20 protein-coding genes are annotated in these 22,920 nt (G+C 58.5%); 16 read left to right on the plus strand and 4 right to left on the minus strand.

The features are described 5' to 3' along the window. Positions 1-75: 75 nt before the first annotated feature. On the plus strand, positions 76-1,257 hold the full coding sequence (gene rssB, locus EJA70_RS00370; RefSeq protein ID WP_045123320.1) for a two-component system response regulator RssB: 1,182 nt from the start codon (positions 76-78) through the stop codon (positions 1,255-1,257). Continuing rightward, positions 1,257-1,739 carry an anti-sigma factor antagonist RssC gene (gene rssC / locus EJA70_RS00375; protein ID WP_003226553.1) on the plus strand — a complete coding sequence of 161 codons (483 nt, stop codon included), beginning with the start codon at positions 1,257-1,259 and terminating at the stop codon, positions 1,737-1,739. Before rssB ends, rssC begins: the two co-directional genes overlap by 1 nt. 212 nt (positions 1,740-1,951) lie before the next feature. Here the strand turns inward: rssC and tal are convergent, their stop codons facing one another. Together tal and EJA70_RS00385 are read right to left on the minus strand one after the other, a co-directional pair. Further along, entirely contained in the window at positions 1,952-2,878 is a 927-nt protein-coding gene (tal, locus tag EJA70_RS00380; protein ID WP_008087712.1) for a transaldolase, read from the minus strand. Between the two features lie 201 nt (positions 2,879-3,079). Then, positions 3,080-4,042, minus strand: a complete 963-nt coding sequence (locus EJA70_RS00385; RefSeq protein WP_158828860.1) for a cellulase family glycosylhydrolase — start codon at positions 4,040-4,042, stop codon at positions 3,080-3,082. Positions 4,043-4,335: 293 nt separating this feature from the next. Here EJA70_RS00385 and EJA70_RS00390 point away from each other — a divergent pair, with 293 nt between their 5' ends. The 8 genes from EJA70_RS00390 (at position 4,336) to EJA70_RS00425 (ending at position 13,995) form a co-directional block, all read left to right on the plus strand. Continuing rightward, on the plus strand, positions 4,336-4,776 hold the full coding sequence (locus tag EJA70_RS00390; protein WP_158828862.1) for a low molecular weight protein-tyrosine-phosphatase: 441 nt from the start codon (positions 4,336-4,338) through the stop codon (positions 4,774-4,776). Positions 4,777-4,815: 39 nt separating this feature from the next. Next, positions 4,816-7,041: a polysaccharide biosynthesis tyrosine autokinase gene (locus tag EJA70_RS00395; RefSeq protein WP_158828864.1), complete on the plus strand. Its 2,226-nt coding sequence runs from the start codon at positions 4,816-4,818 to the stop codon at positions 7,039-7,041. A gap of 40 nt (positions 7,042-7,081) precedes the next feature. After that, entirely contained in the window at positions 7,082-8,164 is a 1,083-nt protein-coding gene (locus tag EJA70_RS00400; protein ID WP_158828866.1) for a glycosyltransferase family 4 protein, read from the plus strand. 14 nt (positions 8,165-8,178) lie between these two features. Next, entirely contained in the window at positions 8,179-9,291 is a 1,113-nt protein-coding gene (locus EJA70_RS00405; protein WP_158828867.1) for a polysaccharide pyruvyl transferase family protein, read from the plus strand. Continuing rightward, entirely contained in the window at positions 9,288-10,520 is a 1,233-nt protein-coding gene (locus tag EJA70_RS00410; protein WP_158828869.1) for a phosphoribosylaminoimidazole carboxylase, read from the plus strand. Before EJA70_RS00405 ends, EJA70_RS00410 begins: the two co-directional genes overlap by 4 nt. Continuing rightward, positions 10,511-11,614 (plus strand): hypothetical protein, encoded by a 1,104-nt coding sequence (locus tag EJA70_RS00415; protein ID WP_008087701.1) that lies wholly within the window; start codon positions 10,511-10,513, stop codon positions 11,612-11,614. The genes EJA70_RS00410 and EJA70_RS00415 overlap by 10 nt, the downstream gene beginning before the upstream one ends. 12 nt (positions 11,615-11,626) lie before the next feature. Next, entirely contained in the window at positions 11,627-12,676 is a 1,050-nt protein-coding gene (locus EJA70_RS00420; protein ID WP_158828871.1) for an acyltransferase family protein, read from the plus strand. A gap of 197 nt (positions 12,677-12,873) precedes the next feature. Next, on the plus strand, positions 12,874-13,995 hold the full coding sequence (locus tag EJA70_RS00425; protein ID WP_158828873.1) for a GDSL-type esterase/lipase family protein: 1,122 nt from the start codon (positions 12,874-12,876) through the stop codon (positions 13,993-13,995). A 98-nt stretch (positions 13,996-14,093) separates the two neighbouring features. Here EJA70_RS00425 and EJA70_RS00430 read toward each other — a convergent pair whose 3' ends face one another. Both EJA70_RS00430 and galU read right to left on the minus strand, forming a co-directional pair. Further along, entirely contained in the window at positions 14,094-14,504 is a 411-nt protein-coding gene (locus tag EJA70_RS00430) for a mannose-1-phosphate guanylyltransferase (RefSeq protein WP_158828875.1), read from the minus strand. A 32-nt stretch (positions 14,505-14,536) separates the two neighbouring features. Further along, positions 14,537-15,370, minus strand: a complete 834-nt coding sequence (gene galU / locus EJA70_RS00435; RefSeq protein ID WP_008087693.1) for a UTP--glucose-1-phosphate uridylyltransferase GalU — start codon at positions 15,368-15,370, stop codon at positions 14,537-14,539. 391 nt (positions 15,371-15,761) lie between these two features. On the opposite strand from galU, the gene galE reads away from it, so the two are divergent. The 6 genes from galE (at position 15,762) to EJA70_RS00465 (ending at position 21,962) form a co-directional block, all read left to right on the plus strand. Continuing rightward, positions 15,762-16,778 (plus strand): UDP-glucose 4-epimerase GalE, encoded by a 1,017-nt coding sequence (galE, locus tag EJA70_RS00440; RefSeq protein WP_008087692.1) that lies wholly within the window; start codon positions 15,762-15,764, stop codon positions 16,776-16,778. 231 nt (positions 16,779-17,009) lie between these two features. Beyond that, positions 17,010-17,246: a hypothetical protein gene (locus EJA70_RS00445; protein WP_007910552.1), complete on the plus strand. Its 237-nt coding sequence runs from the start codon at positions 17,010-17,012 to the stop codon at positions 17,244-17,246. A gap of 144 nt (positions 17,247-17,390) precedes the next feature. Next, a complete protein-coding gene (locus tag EJA70_RS00450) occupies positions 17,391-18,452 on the plus strand; it encodes a polysaccharide biosynthesis/export family protein (protein ID WP_052635322.1) in 1,062 nt (353 codons plus the stop codon). Positions 18,453-18,463: 11 nt separating this feature from the next. Continuing rightward, a complete protein-coding gene (locus EJA70_RS00455) occupies positions 18,464-19,129 on the plus strand; it encodes a YjbF family lipoprotein (protein WP_008087688.1) in 666 nt (221 codons plus the stop codon). Continuing rightward, complete coding sequence (locus tag EJA70_RS00460; RefSeq protein WP_158828877.1) at positions 19,129-19,887, plus strand: capsule biosynthesis GfcC family protein; 759 nt, start codon at positions 19,129-19,131, stop codon at positions 19,885-19,887. Before EJA70_RS00455 ends, EJA70_RS00460 begins: the two co-directional genes overlap by 1 nt. After that, on the plus strand, positions 19,884-21,962 hold the full coding sequence (locus EJA70_RS00465; RefSeq protein ID WP_158828879.1) for a YjbH domain-containing protein: 2,079 nt from the start codon (positions 19,884-19,886) through the stop codon (positions 21,960-21,962). The genes EJA70_RS00460 and EJA70_RS00465 overlap by 4 nt, the downstream gene beginning before the upstream one ends. The last annotated feature ends 958 nt before the right edge of the window (positions 21,963-22,920 follow it).

Raw genomic sequence — 22,920 nt, forward strand, 5'->3', positions numbered from 1 at the left:
AGCGAATCCAGTAGTCTGCGCAGGGCCAAATGCCCCGCCAACTACGCCAACCTAATTCTGGCGCCGTTTGCCCACATGCCAAAAACCAGTGCCACGCTGCTGATAATCGATGATGACGAAGTAGTGCGCGCGAGCCTCGCGGCCTATTTGGAAGACAGTGGTTTCAGCGTCCTGCAGGCCAGCAACGGCCAACAGGGTCTTCAGGTATTCGAGCAAGAACAGCCCGACTTGGTCATCTGCGATCTGCGCATGCCGCAGATGGGCGGTCTCGAACTCATCCGTCAGGTCACCGAGCTGTCACCGCAAACGCCGGTGATCGTGGTTTCGGGTGCCGGCGTGATGAACGACGCGGTCGAGGCCCTGCGCCTCGGCGCGGCGGATTACCTGATCAAGCCTCTCGAAGATCTGGCCGTGCTCGAGCACTCCGTGCGCCGGGCCCTGGATCGTGCGCGCCTGCTGCTGGAAAACCAGCGCTACCGCGAGAAGCTGGAAAAGGCCAATCGCGAGCTTGAGGCCAGCCTGAACCTGCTCCAGGAAGACCAGAACGCCGGTCGCCAGGTGCAGATGAACATGCTGCCGGAAAGCCCGTGGAGCATCGACGAGTTCAAGTTTGCCCACCAGATCATCCCGTCGTTGTACCTGTCGGGTGATTTTGTCGACTATTTCCGGGTCGACGAGCGCCGGGTTGCGTTCTACCTGGCAGATGTATCCGGTCATGGCGCCTCCTCAGCCTTCGTCACGGTGCTGTTGAAGTTCATGACCACGCGCTTGCTGTTCGAATCCAAGCGCAACGGCACCTTGCCGGAATTCAAGCCTTCGGAAGTCCTTGGTCATATCAACCGGGGGCTGATCAGTTGTAAGCTGGGTAAACACGTCACAATGGTCGGTGGAGTCATCGACGAGGAGACCGGTTTGTTGACCTATAGCATCGGCGGCCATCTGCCGTTGCCTGTGTTGTACACGCCTGACAGTGTTCGTTATCTGGAAGGACGCGGTCTGCCGGTGGGCCTCTTCAATGAAGCCACCTACGAAGACCACGTGCTTGAGCTGCCGCCGACGTTCAGCCTGACGCTGATGTCTGATGGCATTCTGGATCTTTTGCCAGAACCTACGCTCAAAGAAAAAGAAGCCGCTTTGCCTCAACGGGTGAAGTCGGCGGGCGGCAGCCTGGATGGTCTGCGGCAAGTGTTCGGATTGGCCACGCTAGGGGAGATGCCGGATGATATCGCCCTGTTGGTGTTGAGCAGGAATCTTTAATGAGTACCGGTAGAATCCAGTTCGCCGAGCAGGACGGCACCTTCGTCCTGAAGTTCGTCGGTGAAGTTCGCCTGACCCTGTGTTCGGCGTTGGATGCGACTATTGAGAAAATCTTCACCGCGCTGAATTTCAACGCGATCGTGATCGATTTGACCGAAACCCGCAGCATCGACAGCACGACGTTGGGCCTGTTGGCCAAGCTGTCGATCCTGTCGCGGCAGAAGGTCGGCCTGCTGCCGACTGTCGTCACCACCCACGAAGACATCACCCGTCTGTTGCAATCGATGGGTTTCGAGCAGGTGTTCAACATCGTCAACCACCCGGTGCCGTGCCCGGAGTGCCTGGACGACCTGCCGGATCAGGACCAGTCGGAAGAAGTGGTGCGGATCAAGGTGCTTGAAGCGCACAAGATCCTCATGGGCCTGAACGACTCCAATCGTGAAGCGTTCCATGACCTGGTCAATGCCCTCGAAAGACACTGATCTCATGAGGTGTTGTCCCGGCCGGCCTCATCGCGGGCAAGCCCGCTCCCACAATGATCGCGTGAAATTTGAAACTCAGGTTCTCCACATACTCTGTGGGAGCGGGCTTGCCCGCGATAGCGTCGAGTCGGTCGATACATTTATCAGTGCAGGCAAAATGAAAAAGGGCGAACCTGTGCGGGTTCGCCCTTTTTGCATTTCAATAACTCAAATCACAGCTTGGCCTGCAACAGCGCCTCAAGCTTCTCCTGGTCGCGAGCAAACTGACGAATGCCCTCGGCCAGTTTCTCGGTGGCCATCGCGTCTTCGTTGGACAACCAGCGGAATTGCGCTTCATTGAGGCTCTGACGGGCTTCACCGGCGTGACCTGGGGCCAGTTTGCGCTCCAGTTTGCCGGTGTCCGCTGCCAACTTGTCGATCAGGTCCGGGCTGATGGTCAGGCGGTCGCAGCCGGCCAGTTGCTCGATCTGGTTGAGGTTACGGAAGCTCGCGCCCATGACCACGGTCTTGTAGTCATTGGCCTTGTAGTAGTTGTAGATGCGTGTCACCGACTGTACGCCCGGATCATCGGCGCCGGTGTAGTCGTTGCCGTTGGCCTTTTTGTACCAGTCGTAGATGCGGCCCACGAACGGCGAAATCAGGAATACACCGGCGTCGGCGCAGGCAGCGGCCTGGGCGAAGGAGAACAGCAGGGTCAGGTTGGTCTGGATGCCTTCCTTCTCCAGCACTTCGGCGGCGCGGATGCCTTCCCAGGTCGAGGCGATCTTGATCAGTACGCGGTCGCGGCCAATGCCGGCCTTGTCGTACAGCTCGATCAGGCGATGCGCGCGTTTGAGCACGGCATCTTTATCAAACGACAGGCGCGCATCCACTTCGGTGGAGATGCGGCCCGGGATCACCTTGAGGATTTCCTGGCCGACGGCGACGCCAAAACGGTCGCTGGCCAGGCCGACATCGCCCTTGCAGTCGCTGACGCAGGCATTCAGCAGCTCGGCGTACGCCGGAATGGCCGCCGCCTTGAGCAGCAGGGAAGGGTTGGTGGTGGCGTCGACCGGCTTGACCCGGGCGATCGCTTCGAAGTCGCCAGTATCGGCAACAACGGTGGTGAACTGTTTGAGTTGTTCCAGCTTGGAAGTCATGGGCGTGCTCTGTCCTATGGGTCTGATGACATTACCCGAGCGCTGACAGCCACTCAAGGGTACATATGTGTATCGATGGCCCCTGTGGCAACAACCTGAGGACGATTGTTTGAAAGGTGGGGCGCGCTATCGATGAATACAATGCCAAAACAGCCAACAGGTTCAAAGCAACCGACCTGTGAACAGGTCGGTTGCACGGGCCTACTCGGCCTTCAACAAGGCTTCGATCGACATTCGCGCCGGTTTCGGCTGACCGTCCGAGGTCAGCAAGCCAAAGTTTTTCTCTCGCTCGTTACTGCCGGAGTCGCTGTTCTTCCATTCATAGATGGAGGTCAGCGGGATCTTGAGTTTTTTAACGTCGCCGATGAACGCGTTGATCTTGCTCGCCTGTCCTTCGGCACCGCCGTTGGAAGGTAGCGCCGAGATCCCCCATTCACTGATCACGCCCGGTAAATGAAAGTTTTGCTGGATAAACGCCTGCGCGTTGCTGATCTGCGTGGCGGTCATGCCGTAGGGATGATAGGACACGGCGCTCAGGCATTTCGGGTATTCACTGACGATGCGGTTTAGCGCCACGGTTGAGGCCGAGCCTGCGGTCGGGGGCCGGGCGAAACCGTAACCGACCACCGGTGTTGCTGGCGGTTTGCCTTGCAACGACTTGCACACGGCGCTCATGAACGGCACGAAGGTCGTGTCGAAATTTCGTGTCGGCCAGTAGGTCTCAAGATCCGGTTCGTTCCACAGTTCAATCGCCACCAATTGCGAACCGTAGGAGGTTTCCAGTCCTGTTACGGCTTTGGCAAATGCCTCGCCAGCGCCCGCCAACTCAGCGGTGTTGTCCGGTGAGGCCGTCAACGGCTTGATCGCGCGCACGGTCAACAGCACCGGCAGACCGGCCGATCCAGCCGCCGCAAACGCATCACTGACCTGTTTCTGATAAGCCTTGGCCGTCAGGCTGTCGCTCCACACGCCGAAGCGTACAAAACCAAAACCTGCCGATTTGATTTGCGCGGCGTCGGCGGCAGAGAAGTTTTGAATCTTCACCTGAACGCCGATGTTCTTGGCCGGAAGGTTGGGAAACGTTTCGCTCGCATGAACCTGAGTGGTAGCGCCCGCGATCATCAGCGCCAGCGCGCCGATTTTTTTGAGATGTTTGATTTTCATGTCTGCTCTCCCGAAGAGAAGTGACAACTACGAAGAATGATCTCGTTGCTCAATTTTCGAGTGAGGTGATGGCACTTAGTGCACGAATGTTATTTTTTGTCGGAAAACAAAGATCTGAAAATCACAGTTATTTTTAGTCCGCTAATTGTGGTTGGGGCGCTTTTAAACGCTGTGGTACTTAATGCTCCAGTACTAACAGGGCGAATCTATTTCTGAGTGCAGGAAGATCTTGAGGGTTCATTCAAATGCCCTCGGGATGTTGGCCGTTTGACATTACACAGGAAAGTAAAACCTTGTTCAGAAAGATCCTCGTTGTTTGCGTGGGCAATATTTGCCGAAGTCCTACGGCCGAACTGTTGCTGCGCAACGCGCTGGGCTCCTCGGCGATCACGGTGGCCTCCGCAGGCCTTGCTGCACGCGTGGGTGAGGGCGTCGAGCCTTCGGCCCGGCAGGTGCTCGAAGACCATGGGCACTGTGCCGAAGCCTTCAAGGCACGGCAACTGACATCGGACATCGTCAATGACTCAGACCTGATTCTGGTCATGGAAAAACAGCATGTAAATCAAGTACTGAAGATTGCCTCTCATGCGCGAGGCAAAGTGTTTCTGCTCGGCAAGTGGCAGAGCGAGCGCGAAATACAAGACCCGTATCGTCAAGGCAAGGCCGCTTTTATTCATGCTCATGCATTGATTGAAGATGCTGTTAGTTCATGGGCGCAGCGCCTCGGGCATTGATCAATATTCTTCAGAACAGTGAATGGTAAGAACAGACTTATGCAGTTACCGTCAGTAATCGGCACCCGCGACAATGATCAAGACAGTATTGATCTGCTCGGCATCTTCGGCAGCCTGATTGACCAGAAGTGGTTGATCGGTGCCCTGACCGGCGCCTTCATGGTCACCGGCGTGGCCTATGCGGTTTTGGCAACGCCGGTGTATCTGGCAAACGCGCTGGTGCAGGTGGAGCCGAAAAAGAACGACATGCTCGGTTTCTCCGACCTCAACAGCATGCTCGGCGGGCAGTCGCCGTCGGTGACCGAAATCGGCATCATCAAGTCCCGCGCCGTCATCGGTAAAACCGTCGACGACCTGCGCCTGGACATCGACGTTACACCCAACACCTTCCCGGTCATCGGTGGCTTTCTCGCCCGGCGTTATCGCGGTGAAACCGACACCAGCGTCGCCGCGCCGCGTTTCGGCCTGAGCAGCTATGCCTGGGGCGGTGAGCGTCTGGAGTTCGCCCGGCTCAATCTGCCCAAAGAACTGCTCGGCAAGAAACTCACCTTGGTCGCTGGCGAGCAACACCGCTTTCAGTTGTTCGATGACAACGACAATTTGCTGGCCGACGGCGTCGCCGGTGAAGCGTTCGCGCAGGACGGCGTAGAAGGGCAAATCAGCCAGTTGTTGGCCAACCCCGGCACGCGTTTCGAAGTGGTGCGCAACCCACGGATCGTGACCATTCAGGGCTATCAGGACGCGCTGGATATTTCCGAGCAGGGCAAGGAATCGGGGATTATCAAGCTGGCGCTCGCCAGCAGCGACGCCGCAGAAGCGGTGAAGATTCTCAACAAGATCGCGTCACTGTACGTCGATCAGAACGTGCGCCGCACTTCGGCCGAAGCCGCGCAGAGCCTGGCCTTTCTGCAAAGCCAGTTGCCGCAGGTCAAGCGTGATCTGGCCAAGGCCAGCGACGCGCTCAATGCTTACCAGACCCACGGCAAGACCGTGAACATCTCGCTGGAAACGCAATCGGTGCTCGGTCAGTCGGTGGCGCTGGAAACGCGGATCTCCGAGCTGAAAATGCAGCAGGCGGAGATGGATCGCAAGTTCACCAAACAGCACCCGGCCTATCGTGCATTGATGAGCCAACTCGGTGAACTGGTGCAGCAGCAGAAGTCGCTCGAAGGCAAGGTCGGTGACTTACCAGCCACGCAGCAAGAGTTGCTTAACCTGACCCGCGATGTCGAAGTCGCTTCGCAGATCTACACGCAACTGCTGAACAAATCCCAGGAGCTGGACATCATCCGCGCCGGTGCGGTCGGCAACGTGCGCCTGATCGACACCGCGGACGTCGACCTGACCAGCCCGGTCAAACCAAAAAAAGCCCTGATCGTGCTGATCGCGACATTCTTCGGTGCCTTTGTCGGCGTGGCCCTGGTGCTGCTGCGCAAATCCCTGAGCCGAGGCCTGGAAGGCCCGGAAGCCATCGAGCAACTCGGTTTGCCGGTCTACGCGTCGATTCCTTACAGCGCGTTGCAGCAGGAAGAGGACAACAAAAAGGGGCGTGCCCGCGACGGCGTGGATAAGCCGGCTTACCTGCTGGCGCTGCGCAACCCGACCGATCTGTCGATCGAATCGATCCGCAGCCTGCGCACCTGCCTGCATTTCGCCGGGCTCGATTCGACCAACAACCGCATCATGATTTCCGGGCCGAGCCCGCAGGTCGGCAAGACTTTTGTTTCGTCCAACCTCGCGGCGGTCATGGCGCTGAGCGGCCAGCGCGTGGTGCTGATCGACGCCGACATGCGTAAAGGGCATCTGCACAAAACCCTCAACACGGCGATCACCAACGGTTTGTCCGACCTGCTGGTCAAGCGCTGCAGCATCGACCAGGCGATCAACAAAGTCGAAGTCGACAACCTGCACTTCATCAGTCGCGGGCAGGTGCCGCCCAATCCTTCCGAGCTGTTGATGCACGCCAACTTCCGCGACTTGCTCGCCGAGCTGAGCGAACGCTACGACCTGGTGATCATCGATACGCCGCCGCTGCTGGCGGTGACCGACGCAGCGATTGTCGGCCGTGAAGCGGGCATCAGCTTGATCGTCACGCGCTTCGGGGTGAACCCGGCCAAGGAGATCGAACTGACCATCCGCCGCTTCGCGCAGAACGGCATCGAGTTGAAAGGCGCGGTATTCAATGGCGTCGAGAAGCGTGCCGCGAGCTACTACGGCAACGGTGGCTACGGCTACAGCTACGAATACGCGTCCGACAAATCCTGACTGTCAGCGACTGTTTTTTCCTGTTTGAAGTGGGTGATTTGTGAAAAAAATACTGCACGTGGCAGAGACGATCAAAGGTGGCGTCGCGACCGTGATCCGCACGATCTCGGATTCCCCCGAGGGCGATGCGGCGAACTACGAGCTGGTGTATCTGGTGCCGGAGGATCAGGCAAAAGAACTGCACGGCATTCAAGCGCAGCAGATCCGCACGTTTCCGCGCACCGGGCGCAATGTGTCGTCGTTGCTGCGTTTCGCTTGTCGTCTGGGGCAAGTGCTGTTCAAGGAAAAACCCGATGTGGTGCATTTGCACAGCACCTTTTCCGGGGTGATCGGCCGTTGCGTGTGTGTGCTGCTGCGACCGTGGCGCAAGCCGAAAATTGTCTACTGTCCGCACGCGTTTTCGTTCCTGATGGAAAGCTCGCCGATCAAGCAGAAAGTCTATGCGTGGATCGAGCGAGTGCTGCAGAAAGTCACCGACGTGATCATTTGCGTCAGCCAGTACGAACTCGACAAAGCCGCGCGGTTTGGCATCGAGCGCAAACGGATGAAGCTGATCTACAACGGCATTCATCACAAGGATGACGCGCCGAAAGCCGCGAGCCCCGAGCCGATTCATCTGTTGTTCGTCGGTCGTCTCGACTACCAGAAAGGCTTCGACGTGTTGCTCAAGGCCTTCGCCAAGGTGCAGCGCAATGATCTGAAACTGACGGTGGTCGGCAGCGCGGTCAACGAGGATTCGGTCGAGTGCCCGCCGATGGATTCGGTCGAATACCTGCCGTGGGTCACGCCGAGCGAAGTGCAGGCGCTGTACCAGAAAGCCGATGCGCTGATCGTCCCGAGTCGCTGGGAAGGGTTTGCCATGGTGCCGCTGGAAGGCATGGCCATGGGGCTACCGGTGATCGCCAGCAATTGCACCTCGCTGCCGGAACTGGTCACACACGGTGTGTCTGGCTACGTGTTTCCGTCCGGTGATCACCAGGCGCTGGCCGATGTGCTGGCGCAAATCCAGAAGCCGCGGTTGCTCGACCTCGGTAGCGAAGGGCGCAGCATCGTCCGCGAGCGCTTCAGCGCCGCGTTGATGATCCGCCAGACCTATGACGTGTATTGCGCTCCCACTTATTAAGTAGAACTCAGCTTATGAACGTAACGATTTTGCATGGCTACAGTGCGTCCAACTCCGGTGACGGCTTGCTCGTCGATCTGGCCATTGCCTTGGTGCAGCGCAACTTTGGTGACGACACCGCGATCAGCGTGGTCGCCTCCGATCCGGATTCTTTCAGCTACTTGCCGCACCCGCGTTTCGACGCGCCGGTCATGGCGGCCAAGGGTTTGGGCCGGGTCAAGCAGGCAGTGTTTCTTAACCAGTCCTATGCCGGGCTGGCGGATCTGTTGAAGAAAACTGACCTGATTGTTGGCGTCGGTGGCGGCTACATGCGTTCGAAAAGCGCTTTCGAGCACATCAAACTGAAGCTCGGCCACGCCAAGCAACTGGAAACCGCGATCCTCAGCAAGGTGCCGTCGGTATACCTGCCGCAAAGCATCGGGCCATTCCACGGCGAGAGCAGCAAAATCGTCGAGCATTACGCCAGCGCCGACGCGGTGTTTGTGCGCGACAACCGTTCCTCGGCGATCTTCGACGCTTATGAAAATGTCTACCGTGCGCCGGACCTGGCCGTGCAGTCGCTGGCGAGCAAAATCCTTCAGCAGCCTAAGTTCACCCGTTGCGCCGCGTCGCCGGCCACTGTCTGTGTGGTGTTGCGCAAGCCACCGGAGTGGAGCAAAGACAAGAAAGTCGCCTACGTCGCCAACCTGAAGCTGCTGCTGCAGCGCCTGAAGGAAAAAAGCCAAGTAGTGTGCGCCGTGCAAAGCGCAGTGCGTGGCAACGATGACGGCGCGTTCTATCGCGAACTGGGCATTACCGAAGACTTGCTGTCGTTGAAAGCCACGATCGCCAAGTATCAACCGGACCTGGTGATTTCCGTGCGCTTGCACGGCGCCATCGAATCGTTGCTGTCCGGCGTGCCCGCTTACCACATCAGCTACGAGCGCAAAGGCTTTGGCGCCTATCAGGACATGGGCGTCGAGGACTGGGTGATCAATGGCGGCGACATCGATGTCGACACCATCATCAATACGGTTTACGCGCCGAATGCGCTGTCGAATTTCGGTAAGCGCCTGACCGATACCTGCCGCGAGATCGAGGCGAAAACCGTGGCCATGGACGACATCATCAAAGGTATCGTTCGATGATATTCAGGCTGTTGCTTCGCGGCGGAGCATTAGGCGCGAAGTTTTTGCTGGTGTTGGCGATCACCCGCTATCTGGGCTACGACGCCCTGGGTTTTTACGGCGTGGTGATGGCGGCTTCGTTCATTGCCTCAAAGTTCTACAGCGTGGGCTTCAGCTCTGAAATCAATCGGCTGATCAGTGTCGGCGGCAGTTCGCGAAAGGTTGTCGATAAGGTGCTGCTGTTGTACTTGTCCGTGGGGCTGGCGTTGTCGCTGGTGACGGTGTTGATCTACTCGCTGTTCCAACAGGTCGAGGCAACAGCGGCGGTGGTGCTTTGCGTGACGCTGGTATTGCTCACCGAACACCTGTCGTTCGAAATCAATTCGTTTGTGTTTTCGGCACAGAAAGCTACAGCCGGCGCCGTGTTGTTTTTCATCAAGACCGGTCTCTGGGCGCTGTTGGCCGTGGGCGGCATGATGCTCGGCTGGATTTCCGGTGTGGCCAGCGTGCTTTGGCTCTGGGTGATTGCCAATGTGCTGGTGATCTTCGCCGGTTACCTGATTGTGGTGAGGGTGCATAAGGGGCGGACGACGGGCACACTGGCCGCCGGCACGGTGTGGAAGGCCGGTTTGCCGTTTTATCTCGGCACCGGGCTGATCGCGCTGAGTCAATATGCCGAACGGTTTCTGATCATCGACCTGGAACCCTACGCCAGCCTTGGTAAATACGTCTACGCATGGTCGGCGGCCAATACCTTGCAAGCGTTGTCGTACGCGGTAGTAGCCGTTGTCGGCATCCCGGTGCTGGCCAAGCGTTTCCAGGCGGATCAACAGTCATTCACGGTCAAGCAGTTGTTCGTCAACAAGTGGGTCATGCGCTCGCTGGTGGTGTCGGCAGCCGTGGCAGTGGCGATCTATCTGTTCTTCAACGTGGCGCTCGATTACGTCGCCACCAGTGTGCCGCGCCCGGACAATGCGATCCTTGGCGTGCTGATCCTTTCCTTTGCTCTGCGGGCGATCGGCGACATCGTCTGGGGCGGCCTGATTGCCTCGAAAAACAGCCGGGTTTCGCTCGCCAGTGCGGCGATCTGTCTGTTGGTGTCGGTGCCGGTCAGCTATGTGTTGATCAAGCACTATTCGATCTACGGCGCGGCGTGGGGCAACGTCTTCGCGATCGTTGTGCAGCTCAGTGTGATTGCTTTGTTGACCCGTGTGACGACAGCGAAAAAGGCTGCGTTGTCATGGGCCTGAAATTGCCGCGCATCGAGTTTCGCGGCAAGAAACTCGACTCTTCGCTGTCGTTCCTGATCCTCTTCACCGGGCTGTTTCTGTCGGTGGCCATGCCGCTGTTGATCCCCCGCGATCCAGGCCCGGATGCGATGACGTTGTGGTCGTCCTACGCGCGGGCCGACAACTGCAATTTCTGGAACCCGTTCTCGCCGGATCGCTCGTCCTACGAGTGTTCGGCGTTCCTGCTGCGGCCCACCGGGATCAATCTGACCAATGCCTGGGCTTACGGCATGTTCTGCAATTTTTTCCTCACGGCGATTCCAGTGGTGGTGTTCCGGCGCATGCCGCTGGCGATCTTCGGCACGCTGTGTCTGTGGGGCATTGTTCGTTCGTTCTTTCTTGAGAACCTGACCAAGGAAATCATCGTGTCGGTCGCCGTACTGAGCATTTTGCTCAGTTCGTTGACGCGCAAATATCGCGGCGGGTTTTTCTTATCGGCAGTGATCTACGGCGTGCTGATCCGGCCGTACTGGATTCTGTTTTCGCTGTCATGGGTGGGCGTCTGCGTGATGAAGAAGTACGTCTCGCGCACGACCTTCTTCCTCATGCTGTTCCTGTTCTATCTGGCGGTGGCCACGGCGATCCAGCTAGCGCTGGGCTTCCCGGTGTCGTCGATTCGCGCCAGTAACAACGAACTGCGCACGGCGGGCGAGGAGGGCTCGAAATCGTTGATCGTGTCGTGGCTCAGCGGCAGCGACTTCGTCTCGCAGGCGCTGGATTCGATGATCATTTTCTTCCGGCTGTCGTTCCCGGTGGAACTGATTCTGTTGTCCGGCCCGGGCCAGGTGATCTTCGTGTCGTTGATGATCATGACCGCGCTGCTGCTGTTCAAGGTCATTACCTCGACCGATTACAAAGGCGCGCCGATCCAGACCAAACCCAAGGAACTGATCGCGATCCCGATGGCGTTTCTGCTGGTGCAGGGTTTGTTCGAACCGGACTTCGGCTCTTTCGCCCGGCACTTTTCGATGGTGGTGCCGGTGTTGTTCGTCGGCCTCGGTTTGATGCTGCGGGCGAACAAACCGGTGCAGGTTGAATCAAGAATTCTGAATTGAGGCAGGTGCTTTATGTCGAGCAAGAAAAAGTCCCTGGAGATCGAAACCCTGCGCGGCCTGGCGTGCCTGCTGCTGGTGCTCTATCACGTCATCGGGCCGTTGGGCGGCGGGTTGAAGATCGACATCGGTTCGCCGTTCCGGGTGATTGCCGATTCGATGGTGTACGTGCGCATGCCGCTGTTCACCTTTATTTCCGGGTACATCTATTCGATCTACAAAATTCGCGGCAATGACTTTTCCGCATTCTTCAGCGGCAAGGTACGACGCTTGATCGTGCCGCTGTTTTGCGTCGGTGTGCCGTTTTCGGTGCTGCAGGCGGTGGGGCCGGGGGTCAACAAGGACGTCGGCGTGATCGACGCGTTGTTATCGTTCTGGGTGCCGATCAACCACTTCTGGTTCCTCCAGGCGGTGTTCATCATTTTCATGTTCGTCGGGCTGCTGGAGTGGCGCGGGATGCTGCGTTCGGCGACGCGCTTGTATGGCTTGTTCGCGTTTGCGGCGCTGTTGTTTCTGCTGCCGCCGTTCAAGTTCGATGCGTTCGGGATCAATGGCGCGATTTACCTGCTGCCGTTTTTTGTCGCGGGAATGATTGGCCAGGAAAACGTCGACCGGTTGAAGCAGACGTTCAAGGTGATCGGGCCGTTGGTGTTTGTGCTGATCTCGTTGACGTTGCTGTACGTGGCGGCGATTGATCGTGAATTGATTGTTGATCGTCGTAGTCTGATCGGGCTGACCGTGGGCTGTGTGTCGTGCATCGCGTTGCTGTCGAGTGATATGCGCTCGAAGGCGCTGACCTGGCTGGGCGGGTATTCCTATGCGATTTTCCTGTTCCACGTGCTGTTCGCGGCGACGTCGCGCTTTGTGCTGGGACGTTTGGGGGTGAAGGATGAGAGCCTGCTGGTGTTGGGCGGGTTGAGCTTCGGGTTGCTGGGGCCGGTGGTGTTGTCGATGATTTTCAGCCGGTTCAATTTCACCTCGGTGCTGTTCCTTGGCGAACGCGCGGCGAAGAAGAAACCGGTGGTGCCTGTCGTCCCGGTGGTGCAGACCCAATCATCTCTGTAGTCAAACAATCCCTGTGGGAGCTGGCTTGCCAGCGATGGCGTTTTGTCAGGCAATGCATCTGTGTCTGACCGGACCCCATCGCTGGCAAGCCAGCTCCCACAGGTTTATCAGGTGTGAATGAATTTAGCGGATGACCACAATCCCTGTGGGAGCGAGCCTGCTCGCGAAGTGGCCCTACGGGCTGAAGGAGATTTTGCATGTTGGCAGTGGATGACGCGCAACCCGTTGCAGCGTCGGTGGTTGAGGTGGGCGATGCGCGTGAGCGTTTTGCGCAGTGGCGTGAAGGCAAGGCGGGTAAGGTGTTGTCGGTCTCGGTGATTGGCGACAGCTACAGCGCCGGGCAGGATTTCTACTTGAACAAACTGGTGCAGCGCGTGGCGGGGGAGGTCGGTTTTGCCGGGCCCGGTTATGTCGGGTTCAATCACGGCGCAGCGCTGGGCGGTACGCATTTCAAATACACCCGCAGCAGTGAGAAGTATTTTGCCGGTGGCTGGAAAGTTTCCGACCTTGGGCAGGCGAGCCCGGACAGTCGCACGGTGACAGGCCGTCCCGGCGCTTGGTTGCGGGTGGATGCCAGTCCTTCACCGCGCATCGATACAGCGGTTACCCAGGCGAAATTGCTTTACCTGGGTAATGGCGAACCCAGCGAAATCCGCTATCGCTGGTCACCCGCACAAGACTGGCAGCCCCTTAAAATTGAAGGTTCAGGCGTTCAGGAGGTAGCGCTCACGGGGCTCTCCGCTGCGAAAGACTGGTCGTTCAAACTGGAAGTGGTGAAGGGCGCGCCCACGTTGTTCGGCCTATGGATGAGCAACGATCAGAACGGTGTACGCGTGTCGAAACTGGCGGCATCCGGCGCGGCATCGGCGGACTTCTATCACCAGGATCCGCAGTGGCAGACTCAGTGGAAAGCCGCCGTGTCGAAGATCCCCGCCGATGTGTACCTGATCATGCTCGGTGGCAACGATCAGGGTTTCGGCGTGAAACCTGCGCAGTACTTGCAGAATGTTCAGGGGTTGGTGGGCATGCTGCGCGAGATTCAACCGCAGGCGAGCATCAACCTGATCATGCGTCAGGACACCACGCGCTCCAGCGCTTACCCGATGTCGGCGTATGCGCAGGTGCTGGCGCCTTGGGCGCGTGAGCAGCGTCTGGGGTACACCAATCTGCAATGCGCCTTCGGTCCCGATGTGAAGCGGTATGCCGCTGCAATGATCGGCCCGGACAAGATTCATCCCGTGCCGGCCACGGGCGGCAAGGTGATTGCCGATTACTTCTACGCCTGGATCACCGGCACCCACATACGCTGCAATAACTAGCCCCTGTAGCAGCTGCCGAAGGCTGCGATCTTTTGATCCTGTCTTTTAAAAACAAGATCAAAAGATCGCAGCCTTCGGCAGCTCCTACAGGGGACAGTTCAGGCGTCGGTGAACGTGTCGATCTGATCGAGCAGTTCCGTGAGCTTCTGCGGCATCAAGCGCGTATCGCAACGGGTTTCCACGTTGATGATGATCGCCGGGTCGTTGCAGCAAATCCGCACGCGAAAGCGCCAGTCGCCGAAGATCACTTTCAGCCCATCGCCGTCATCGATTTCCAGGGCTTGCTCTGCGTAAATTGCCTTCAAATGCGCGAGCAGGGGGTAGGGGTCGCGCATCGGCCGGCGGATATCTCCCGATGCGGGAAACACACCGATGCGCTCCACCAGCAAAATCGTGCCCAACCAGGATTCGTTGGCGCTGGGCAACGGCTGGTGGCGCGACAACCAACTGATCACCCCGAGGTTGCCCACCTCGCGTTCAATCTCTACGGAATGTTGTGCAATGTTCATGGTGGCCTCGTGGAGTAAGGAGCGGAGCCGTCTCAGCGGCCCTTGAGATAGACGTTTTCGTAGCAGAAGTTGGTCGCCTGCAAGTAACCCTCGGCGTCTCCGCAATCGAAGCGCATGCCTTTGAACTTGTAAGCCAGCACGCAACCGTTCTGCGCCTGTTTCATCAGCGCGTCGGTGATCTGGATTTCGCCGCCCTTGCCCGGTTGGGTGTCGGCGATCAGGTCGAAAATGTCCGGCGTGAGGATGTAGCGACCGATGATCGCCAGGTTCGATGGCGCATCTTGTGGGGCCGGTTTTTCCACCATGTTGTTGACCCGGTAGATGCCGTCGGAGATCAGCTCGCCAGCGATGACGCCGTACTTGTGAGTCTGGTCGGCCGGGACTTCCTGGATGGCGACGATCGAGCAGCGGAATTTCTTGTACAGCTGGATCATCTGCGTCAGGACGCCGTCACCTTCCAGGTTCAGGCACAGGTCATCGGCCAGCACCACAGCAAACGGCTCATCGCCGATCAACGGGCGGCCGCTGAGAATCGCGTGGCCCAAGCCCTTCATTTCCACCTGGCGGGTGTAGGAGAAGGTGCAGGTGTCGATCAGCTCGCGGGTGCCGGCGAGGAATTTCTCTTTCTCGGTGCCACGGATCTGGTGTTCGAGTTCGTAGCTGATGTCGAAATGGTCTTCCAGCGCGCGCTTGCCGCGGCCAGTGACGATGGCCATGTGTTGCAGGCCGGCGTCCCGCGCTTCTTCTACGGCGTATTCGATCAACGGCTTGTTGACGATCGGCAACATTTCTTTCGGCATGGCTTTGGTCGCCGGCAAGAAACGCGTGCCATAGCCGGCAGCGGGGAACAAACATTTACGAATCATAAAAGTATCCTGGACAGTCATGGAACACAGGCAACGAATGCGCGCACTCATTAAGTGCGTGCAAGTTTCAATGGGTATTGAGCGACTGCTTTAATACCTGACTCAGGTTGTTAATGGCAATAAATAGCGGTGGTTAAACCTGACAATGTTATGAGATGTCGGCAAGTGCGTTATTAGTTATTTTTAGTCGGTATCTGTTGATAGTGATGAATGCACTAGCGGTGCTAATAAGTAGCGGCGAATACAGTGTGACTTGCAAAAATATTTTTCGCCAGTCATTGAACTGAATTTGTTTTCTGTTGTTGTCGCCTTGTTTGTGTGGAGTGCAACACACCTTCAGCAATTGAGGCTTGACACGCTATTTGTCACTCATCCAAAGACGGACCTCGCCATGAAGATTCTGGTAACGGGTGGCGCCGGCTATATCGGCTCGCACACCACACTTGCACTGCTTGAAGCAGGTTATGAAGTTGTCGTACTGGATAATCTTTGCAACAGCAGCGAAGCGGCATTGCATGCCGTTGAAACCATCTGCGGCAAGAGTGCCTGGATGATCCGCGGCGACGTCTGCGACCGGGCACTGCTCGACCGGATTTTCCGCGAGCACAGCATCGAGGCGGTGCTGCATTTTGCCGGCCTGAAGGCGGTGGGCGAGAGCGTGCGCAAGCCGCTTGAGTACTACGAGACCAACGTCAGCGGCAGCATCACGCTGTGCCAGGCGATGGCGGCGGCGGGGGTGTTTCGCCTGGTATTCAGTTCATCGGCCACCGTCTATGGCGAGCCTGAGCAAATGCCGATCCGCGAGGATTTCCCCACGGGTACGCCGACCAATCCTTACGGCCAGTCCAAGCTGATTGTAGAAAACGTCTTGCGCGATCTGAGTCAGGCCGAGCCGCGCTGGAGCATCGCCTTGTTGCGTTACTTCAACCCGATCGGCGCCCACGACAGCGGCCACATGGGCGAAGACCCCAACGGTATCCCCAACAATCTGGTGCCTTACATCAGCCAGGTGGCCGTGGGCAGCCTGCAAGAGCTGTCGATCTTCGGCAACGATTACCCCACGGTCGATGGCACCGGTGTGCGCGATTACATCCACGTCGTCGATCTGGCGGACGGCCATTTGAAGGCCTTGCAGTCGATCGCCGGGCGCACCGGCATTCACACCTGGAACCTCGGTACCGGCGATGGCTACAGCGTGTTGCAAGTGCTGCACGCCTTCGAGCAGGCGTGTGGCCAACCGGTGCCGTATCGCATGATGCCGCGCCGCTCCGGTGATATCGCCGAGAGCTGGGCCGATGCCTCCAAGGCTGCCAAAGAGCTGGGCTGGAAGGCCACGCGCAGTTTGCAGGATATGGTCACCGACACCTGGCGCTGGCAATCCAGCCATCCCAATGGTTACTTGCGATGATGGCCATTTAGTCCAATGTTATTTTCAGTCAGGTTGTTAGATAACGTCGGGAAATTACACTGGCAATGCCTTTTGCAAGTCCGTAGATATAAACCTGCCGTTCGACTTTTATCAGTTGGGTAAGACTGTGAAAGAACAACGGATCATGTTCGCGCTTTTTGCGGACTTGAACGCTACCACCGCTAACACAGATCGGTTTTTTAACAGATCGAATGTTAGAAAGGAGTTGTTATGAAAAAAGTGATGGCAGTTGCCCTGTTGACGATGTTGAGCAACTGGGCTGCCGCCGCTGAAGCACCGCTTACTGCGGTGACCAATGTAGGTGGCAATGTGGCGGCTTCTCAAGCGCCGGCAGCCAGTACTGCAATGGTCGCCAGTGCAGTCGCGGCGTCTAACAGCGGTGGCAGTGCCAACGGCGGTACCACCGGTACAACGGGTACCACCGGTACAACCGGCACGCATAACTAACAGGAAGTTCTGTTAGTGCAGTACAGGGTCGCCCGACGCAAGTCGGGTGACTTTGTTTTTGGATTCGCCCTTGAATAGCGTAGTGCCATTATGACTCGTAGTGTTTATCTTTTAATGTTGGCAAGTCTCGCTTTGCAAGGTTGCATGTTTTCCCCCGGTCAATACCTCAGCACCGGCAGCATCACGCGCCAGGGCGCCAGTGAAAGCAGCCGGGTCGAACTGATCCCGATCACCCCCAAGCTGATCGCCATGAACCGCGCCACACAAAAGCGTGAGTCGTTGCCGGCGGAGCTGTTGGTGACACCTGCCGAGTACCGCATCGGCAACAACGATGTCCTGTACATCACGGTGTGGGATCACCCCGAGCTGACCGCGCCATCGGGCGCGCAACAACAGATCGACGCCAACGGCCGACTGGTGCGCTCCGATGGCACGCTGTACTACCCGTTCATCAAGGAAGTCCAGGCCGCCGGCCGGACGATCCAGCAACTGCGTTCGGACATCGAACAGCGACTGTCGGCGTTCATCGCCGAGCCACAAGTGGACGTCGCCGTGTTGCGTTTCGCCAGCCAGAAAGTGGTGGTCACCGGCGCCGTGGCCAAGGCCGGCCCGCAAGCGATTTCCACCAACCCGCTGAGCGTGGTCGAAGCGCTTGGTTCGGCCGGTATCGATACCAACAACGCCGATTTGTCCGGGCTGTTGCTGACGCGCAACGGGCGCACTTATCCGCTGAATCTTGATTCGCTCAATCAACAGGATTCCGAGTTGCAGGGCGTCTACCTCAAGGGTGGCGACCAACTCTATCTGCCGTACAACGACAACAAGCGCATCTACGTGATGGGCGAGGTCAACCAGCCGCGCGCGCTGAGCTTCAAGACCGCGACCATGAACCTCACCGATGTCCTCGGTTCGGTCGGTGGCTTGAGCCAGACCACCTCCAACGGCAACGCGGTGTACGTCATTCGTGGCGTGGAAAACCTTGATGTCGAGCCGGCCAAGATTTATCAGCTGGAAGCCGAATCGCCGACCGCCATGGCGCTGGCCTCGCACTTTGAAGTCCGCCCGCAGGACGTGGTGTATGTCGGGCCTGCCAACGTGACTCGCTGGAACCGCCTGATCAGTCAATTGGTGCCGTCGGCATCGATTGTCGGCACGGGTGCTTCCGCTGCGAAGAACTGGAGCGAATACAGTAACAACAGCAAATAAGGTCGCCGACTTTGAACATTCTGAAAGTTGGCCTGTGCCTGATGGCGGCCTCGTTGCTGTGTGGTTGCAACCCGTTGATGAGCGCGTCCTTGAACAACCTCAAGGCCGCAGTCGTCGGCCCGGATGAAGTGGACGTAAGTGCAGCCGAAGTGGCCGGGGTCAACTATCCGCAACTGAAACTGACCACGCCGTCCGGCTCCGGGGTGCTGGCGCTGGTGCGTGAACGCGAAGACCTGCAGTTCTGGGTCGCGTCCGGCAAACAAGTGCTGTTGCTGCGCAATGGTCTGGCTGTACGCAGTATCGGCCTGGGCCTGGAGGGCGATCTCGACGGCACGCGCCTGGCCGATGACTCGCCGTTCAAACAGGGTCTGCAGCACGTCGCGGACGGCTTCACCACGCGACGCTGGATCGACCTCTACAAGGGCCAGGAAGTCGGGGTGATCGTCAACAGCCGCTTCTCTCGCCGCTCGGAACAGACCCTGCAGATTCTCGACAAGGAATACACCGTGCTGCGTGTCGATGAGCAGATTGACGCCCCGGCCATTGGCCTGAGCGCGACCAATCGTTACTGGGTCGACCCGCGTGACGGTTTCATTTTGCAGAGCGAGCAGCAGCTGACCTCGCAGTTGCGCGTCAAGGTTGTGCAACTGACCCCAGATCGCAGGCACCTGCCGTGATGCGCCTGAAAATGATATCGGCGGGCCTGATGCTGTTCGCGAGTGCCAGCCAGGCGGCCGTCACCGTGTCGGGCGATGTCGCCAATCCCGGGCCGGTCACCTTGCCACCCGGCGGGCGCTTGCTTGATGTGATCAGTGAAGCGGTACCAAATGCCGAAGGTTACTGGCTGGCGGGCGCTCTGTTGCGCCAGTCGCTGATCGAGGAGCAGACGCGGCTCAAGGTTGGCGTGCTGTTTGATCTCGACGTGTTGCAGCGCATGGCGATGCTGTTCGACCGGCCGAGTCGTGCGGCGTTGGCGCAGCGTCTTGCCGCAGAAGTGCGGCAGATGCCGGTCACCGGACGGCAGGTTGCCGACCTTGATCCGGTGGCGCTGGAAGTGGGTTTCGCGCGCAACATTCGTCTCGACGATGGCGACCGCCTGATCTACCCGACGCGGGTTGATGAGGTGCAAGTCCTCGGTGCCGTCGCCGAGCCGTGCCACTTGCCGTATCAGCCGTTACAGGAGGCCCGCGACTATCTGCAGGGCTGTTCGATCCTGAGCGATGCCGAGGCCGATTACCTGTGGCTGATCCAGCCCAACGGCGCCTCGCAGCGTGTCGGCATTGCCCACTGGAATCGCGAGAGCGGACACTTTCCCGTGGCCGGCAGCAAGATTCTGGTGCCGGTGAAAAATGATGATCTTGATCCGCCTCTACCTGAACTGAATCAGCAGTTGGCCGAATTTATTGCCACGCAGCTGGCCGAGGTGGTTCGTTGAAGTTACGTTTTGCAGCTGTGTTGTTATTGCCTTGTGGACTGGTTCACGCCGAACCGCGTATTACCCAGAATGACTTCGGTGGCACCGGGCTGTTGCAGACGCCGACGGCGCGCATGGCCCCGGCCGGCGAGTTGAGTGTCAATGCCAACCGCACCGAACCGTACAGTCGCTACAGCGTGTCGTTGCAGCCGCTGGACTGGCTCGAAGGCTCGTTTCGCTACACCGCGATCACCAACCGGCCTTACGGCTCGGAGGCCCTGAGCGGTAGTCAAAGCTATAAGGATAAGGCGGTCGACGTCAAAGTCCGGCTGTGGCAGGAAAGCCACTGGCTGCCCGACGTGGCGCTGGGCTTCCGAGATATCGGTGGTACCGGTTTGTTCTCCAGTGAGTTTTTCGTCGCCAACAAGCGCTACGACAATCTCGACTTCAGTGCCGGGATTGCCTGGGGTTATCTGGGTAATCGCGGCGACATCGACAACCCGTTGGGCTATGTCAGTGATCGCTTCGATACCCGGCCCGCGCTCGAAGGCACCGGTGACGTCAACTCGGGTTCGTACTTTCGTGGCCGGCCTTCGTTCTTCGGCGGCGTGAGTTACCAGACGCCGTGGGATCGCCTCAGCCTGAAACTCGAATACGAAGGCAACGATTACAAGCACGAGCCCAAGGACAACATCATCAAGCAGGACTCGCCGATCAACCTCGGTGCGGTGTTCAAAGTGGCGGATTCGGTCGACGTCAGCGCTGCGTGGGAGCGCGGAAATACGGCGATGTTCGGCATCACCTTCCACACCAATTTCGCCACCCGCAAGGCCCCGGCCAAGACCTACGACCCGACACCCGAGCCGCTGCCGGCGAAGATGCCGACCACCTCGATGGCGCAGGTCGATTGGGCCAACGTGTCGCAGCGCTTGCAGCAGAATGCCGGCTACAAAGTCGAGCGCATTACCCAGCGTGATTCCGAACTGATCGTCTATGGCGAACAGCAGCGTTACTTCCATTCGCCCAAGGCGGTCGGGCGTGCGAGCCGGATTCTCGACAACAGTGTCAGCGATGACATCGACTGGTTCACTGTGGTCAACAAGCGCTACGACTTGCCTCTGGAAGAAACCAGCGTGTCGCGCCAGACCTTCCGTGAAGTGATCAATAACGAGGAGCCGTTGCAGTCGCTGCACCGCACCACCGAGATCAACCCGGCGATGCCGCACAACGAGAGAACCCTCTACACCGAAGCGCCGCAGCATTTCAGTTATGGCGTGGGGCTGGGCTTCAAGCAGAACGTTGGCGGCCCGGATGGTTTGCTCTATCAGTTCACTGCCGATGCCGATGCCGAGTACCGTTTCAATCGCAACACTTGGTGGAACGGTCTGCTCAGTGCCAACCTGGTGAACAACTTCGACAAATTCAGCTACGACGCGCCGAGCGGTTTGCCGCGTGTGCGCACGGATTTGCGTCAGTACCTGACCACGTCCAATACGACCATGCCGCTGTTCCAGGTCAGCCACGCCGAGCAGTTGGATAAAGACCTGTATGGCATGGTGTACGGCGGTTATCTGGAGTCGATGTTTGCCGGTGTGGGCGGGGAGGTGTTGTTCCGTCCGACCGGTGAACGCTGGTCGGTGGGCGCGGACATCAACTGGGTGCGTCAGCGTGATTTCGATCAAGGGTTTGCGCTGCGCGATTACTCGGTGGTGACTGGGCATATCACCGGGTATACGGACCTGCCGTTCGACACATTGGCGGCTGTCAGCGTGGGCCGGTATCTGGCCGGGGATTGGGGCGGCACGCTGGATATCTCGCGAGAGTTTTTCAACGGCGTGCGCTTTGGCGCGTGGGCAACGATCACTACGGCGAGCAGTGCCGAGTATGGCGAGGGTAGTTTCGACAAGGGCCTCTATCTGTCGATTCCGTTCGACGAAATGATGAGCATGTCGACCATGCGCCGCGCCAACCTGGTCTGGGCACCGCTGACCCGTGACGGCGGCGCCCGACTCAGCCGCAGCTTCCAGCTGCACTCGATGACCGACAGCCGCGAAGGGGACATGTTCTACCGTAATTTCGACAAGATCACCGAGTAACCACCATCACCCAAACCTGTAGGAGCAAAGCCTGCTCGCGATGGCGTCCGAGCAGTCGACATCCCTGTTGCCTGACCCACCGCCATCGCGAGCAGGCTCACTCCTGCAGTAGTTACGCGGCGAAGCCAGAATCCATGCCTCGCCCAAATCCCTGTGGGAGCTGGCTTGCCAGCGATGAGGCCGGCACATCCAACATCAATGTCGCCTGACCCACCGCCATCGCTGGCGAGCCATCTCTCACATTGGCTATTTGTCACGCCACAAATCCCGAACCCACCCCAAATCCCCTGTAGAAGTGAGCCTGCTCGCGATAGCGTCCGAGCAGTCGACATCCCTTTTGCCTAACCCACCGCCATCGCGAGCAGGCTCACTCCTACAGTAGTTACGCGGTGAAGCCAGAATCCATGCCTCGCCCAAATCCCTGTGGGAGCTGGCTTGCCAGCGATGAGGCCGGCACATCCAGCATCAATGTCGCCTGACCCGCCGCCATCGCGAGCAGACTCACTCCCACATTGGCTATTTGTCACACCACAAATCCCGAACCAACCCCAAATCCCCTGTAGGAGTGAGCCTGCTCGCAATGGCGTCCGTCCAGTCGACATCCCTGTTGCCTGACCCACCGCCATCGCGAGCAGGCTCACTCCTACAGTAGTTATGCGGAGGAACCAAAATCCACACCACGCCCAAATCCCTGTGGGAGCTGGCTTGCCAGCGATGAGGCCGGCACATCCAACATCAATGTCGCCTGACCCACCGCCATCGCTGGCAAGCCAGCTCCCACATTGGCTATTTGTCACGCCACAAATCCCGAACCCACCCCAAATCCCCTGTAGGAGTGAGCCTGCTCGCGATAGCGTCCGAGCAGTCGACATCCCTTTTGCCTGATCCACCGCCATCGCGAGCAGGCTCACTCCTACAGTAGTTATGCGGTGAAGCCAGAATCCATGCCACGCCCAAA

Source organism: Pseudomonas sp. PB103, assembly GCF_009764635.1.
Lineage (GTDB): Bacteria > Pseudomonadota > Gammaproteobacteria > Pseudomonadales > Pseudomonadaceae > Aquipseudomonas.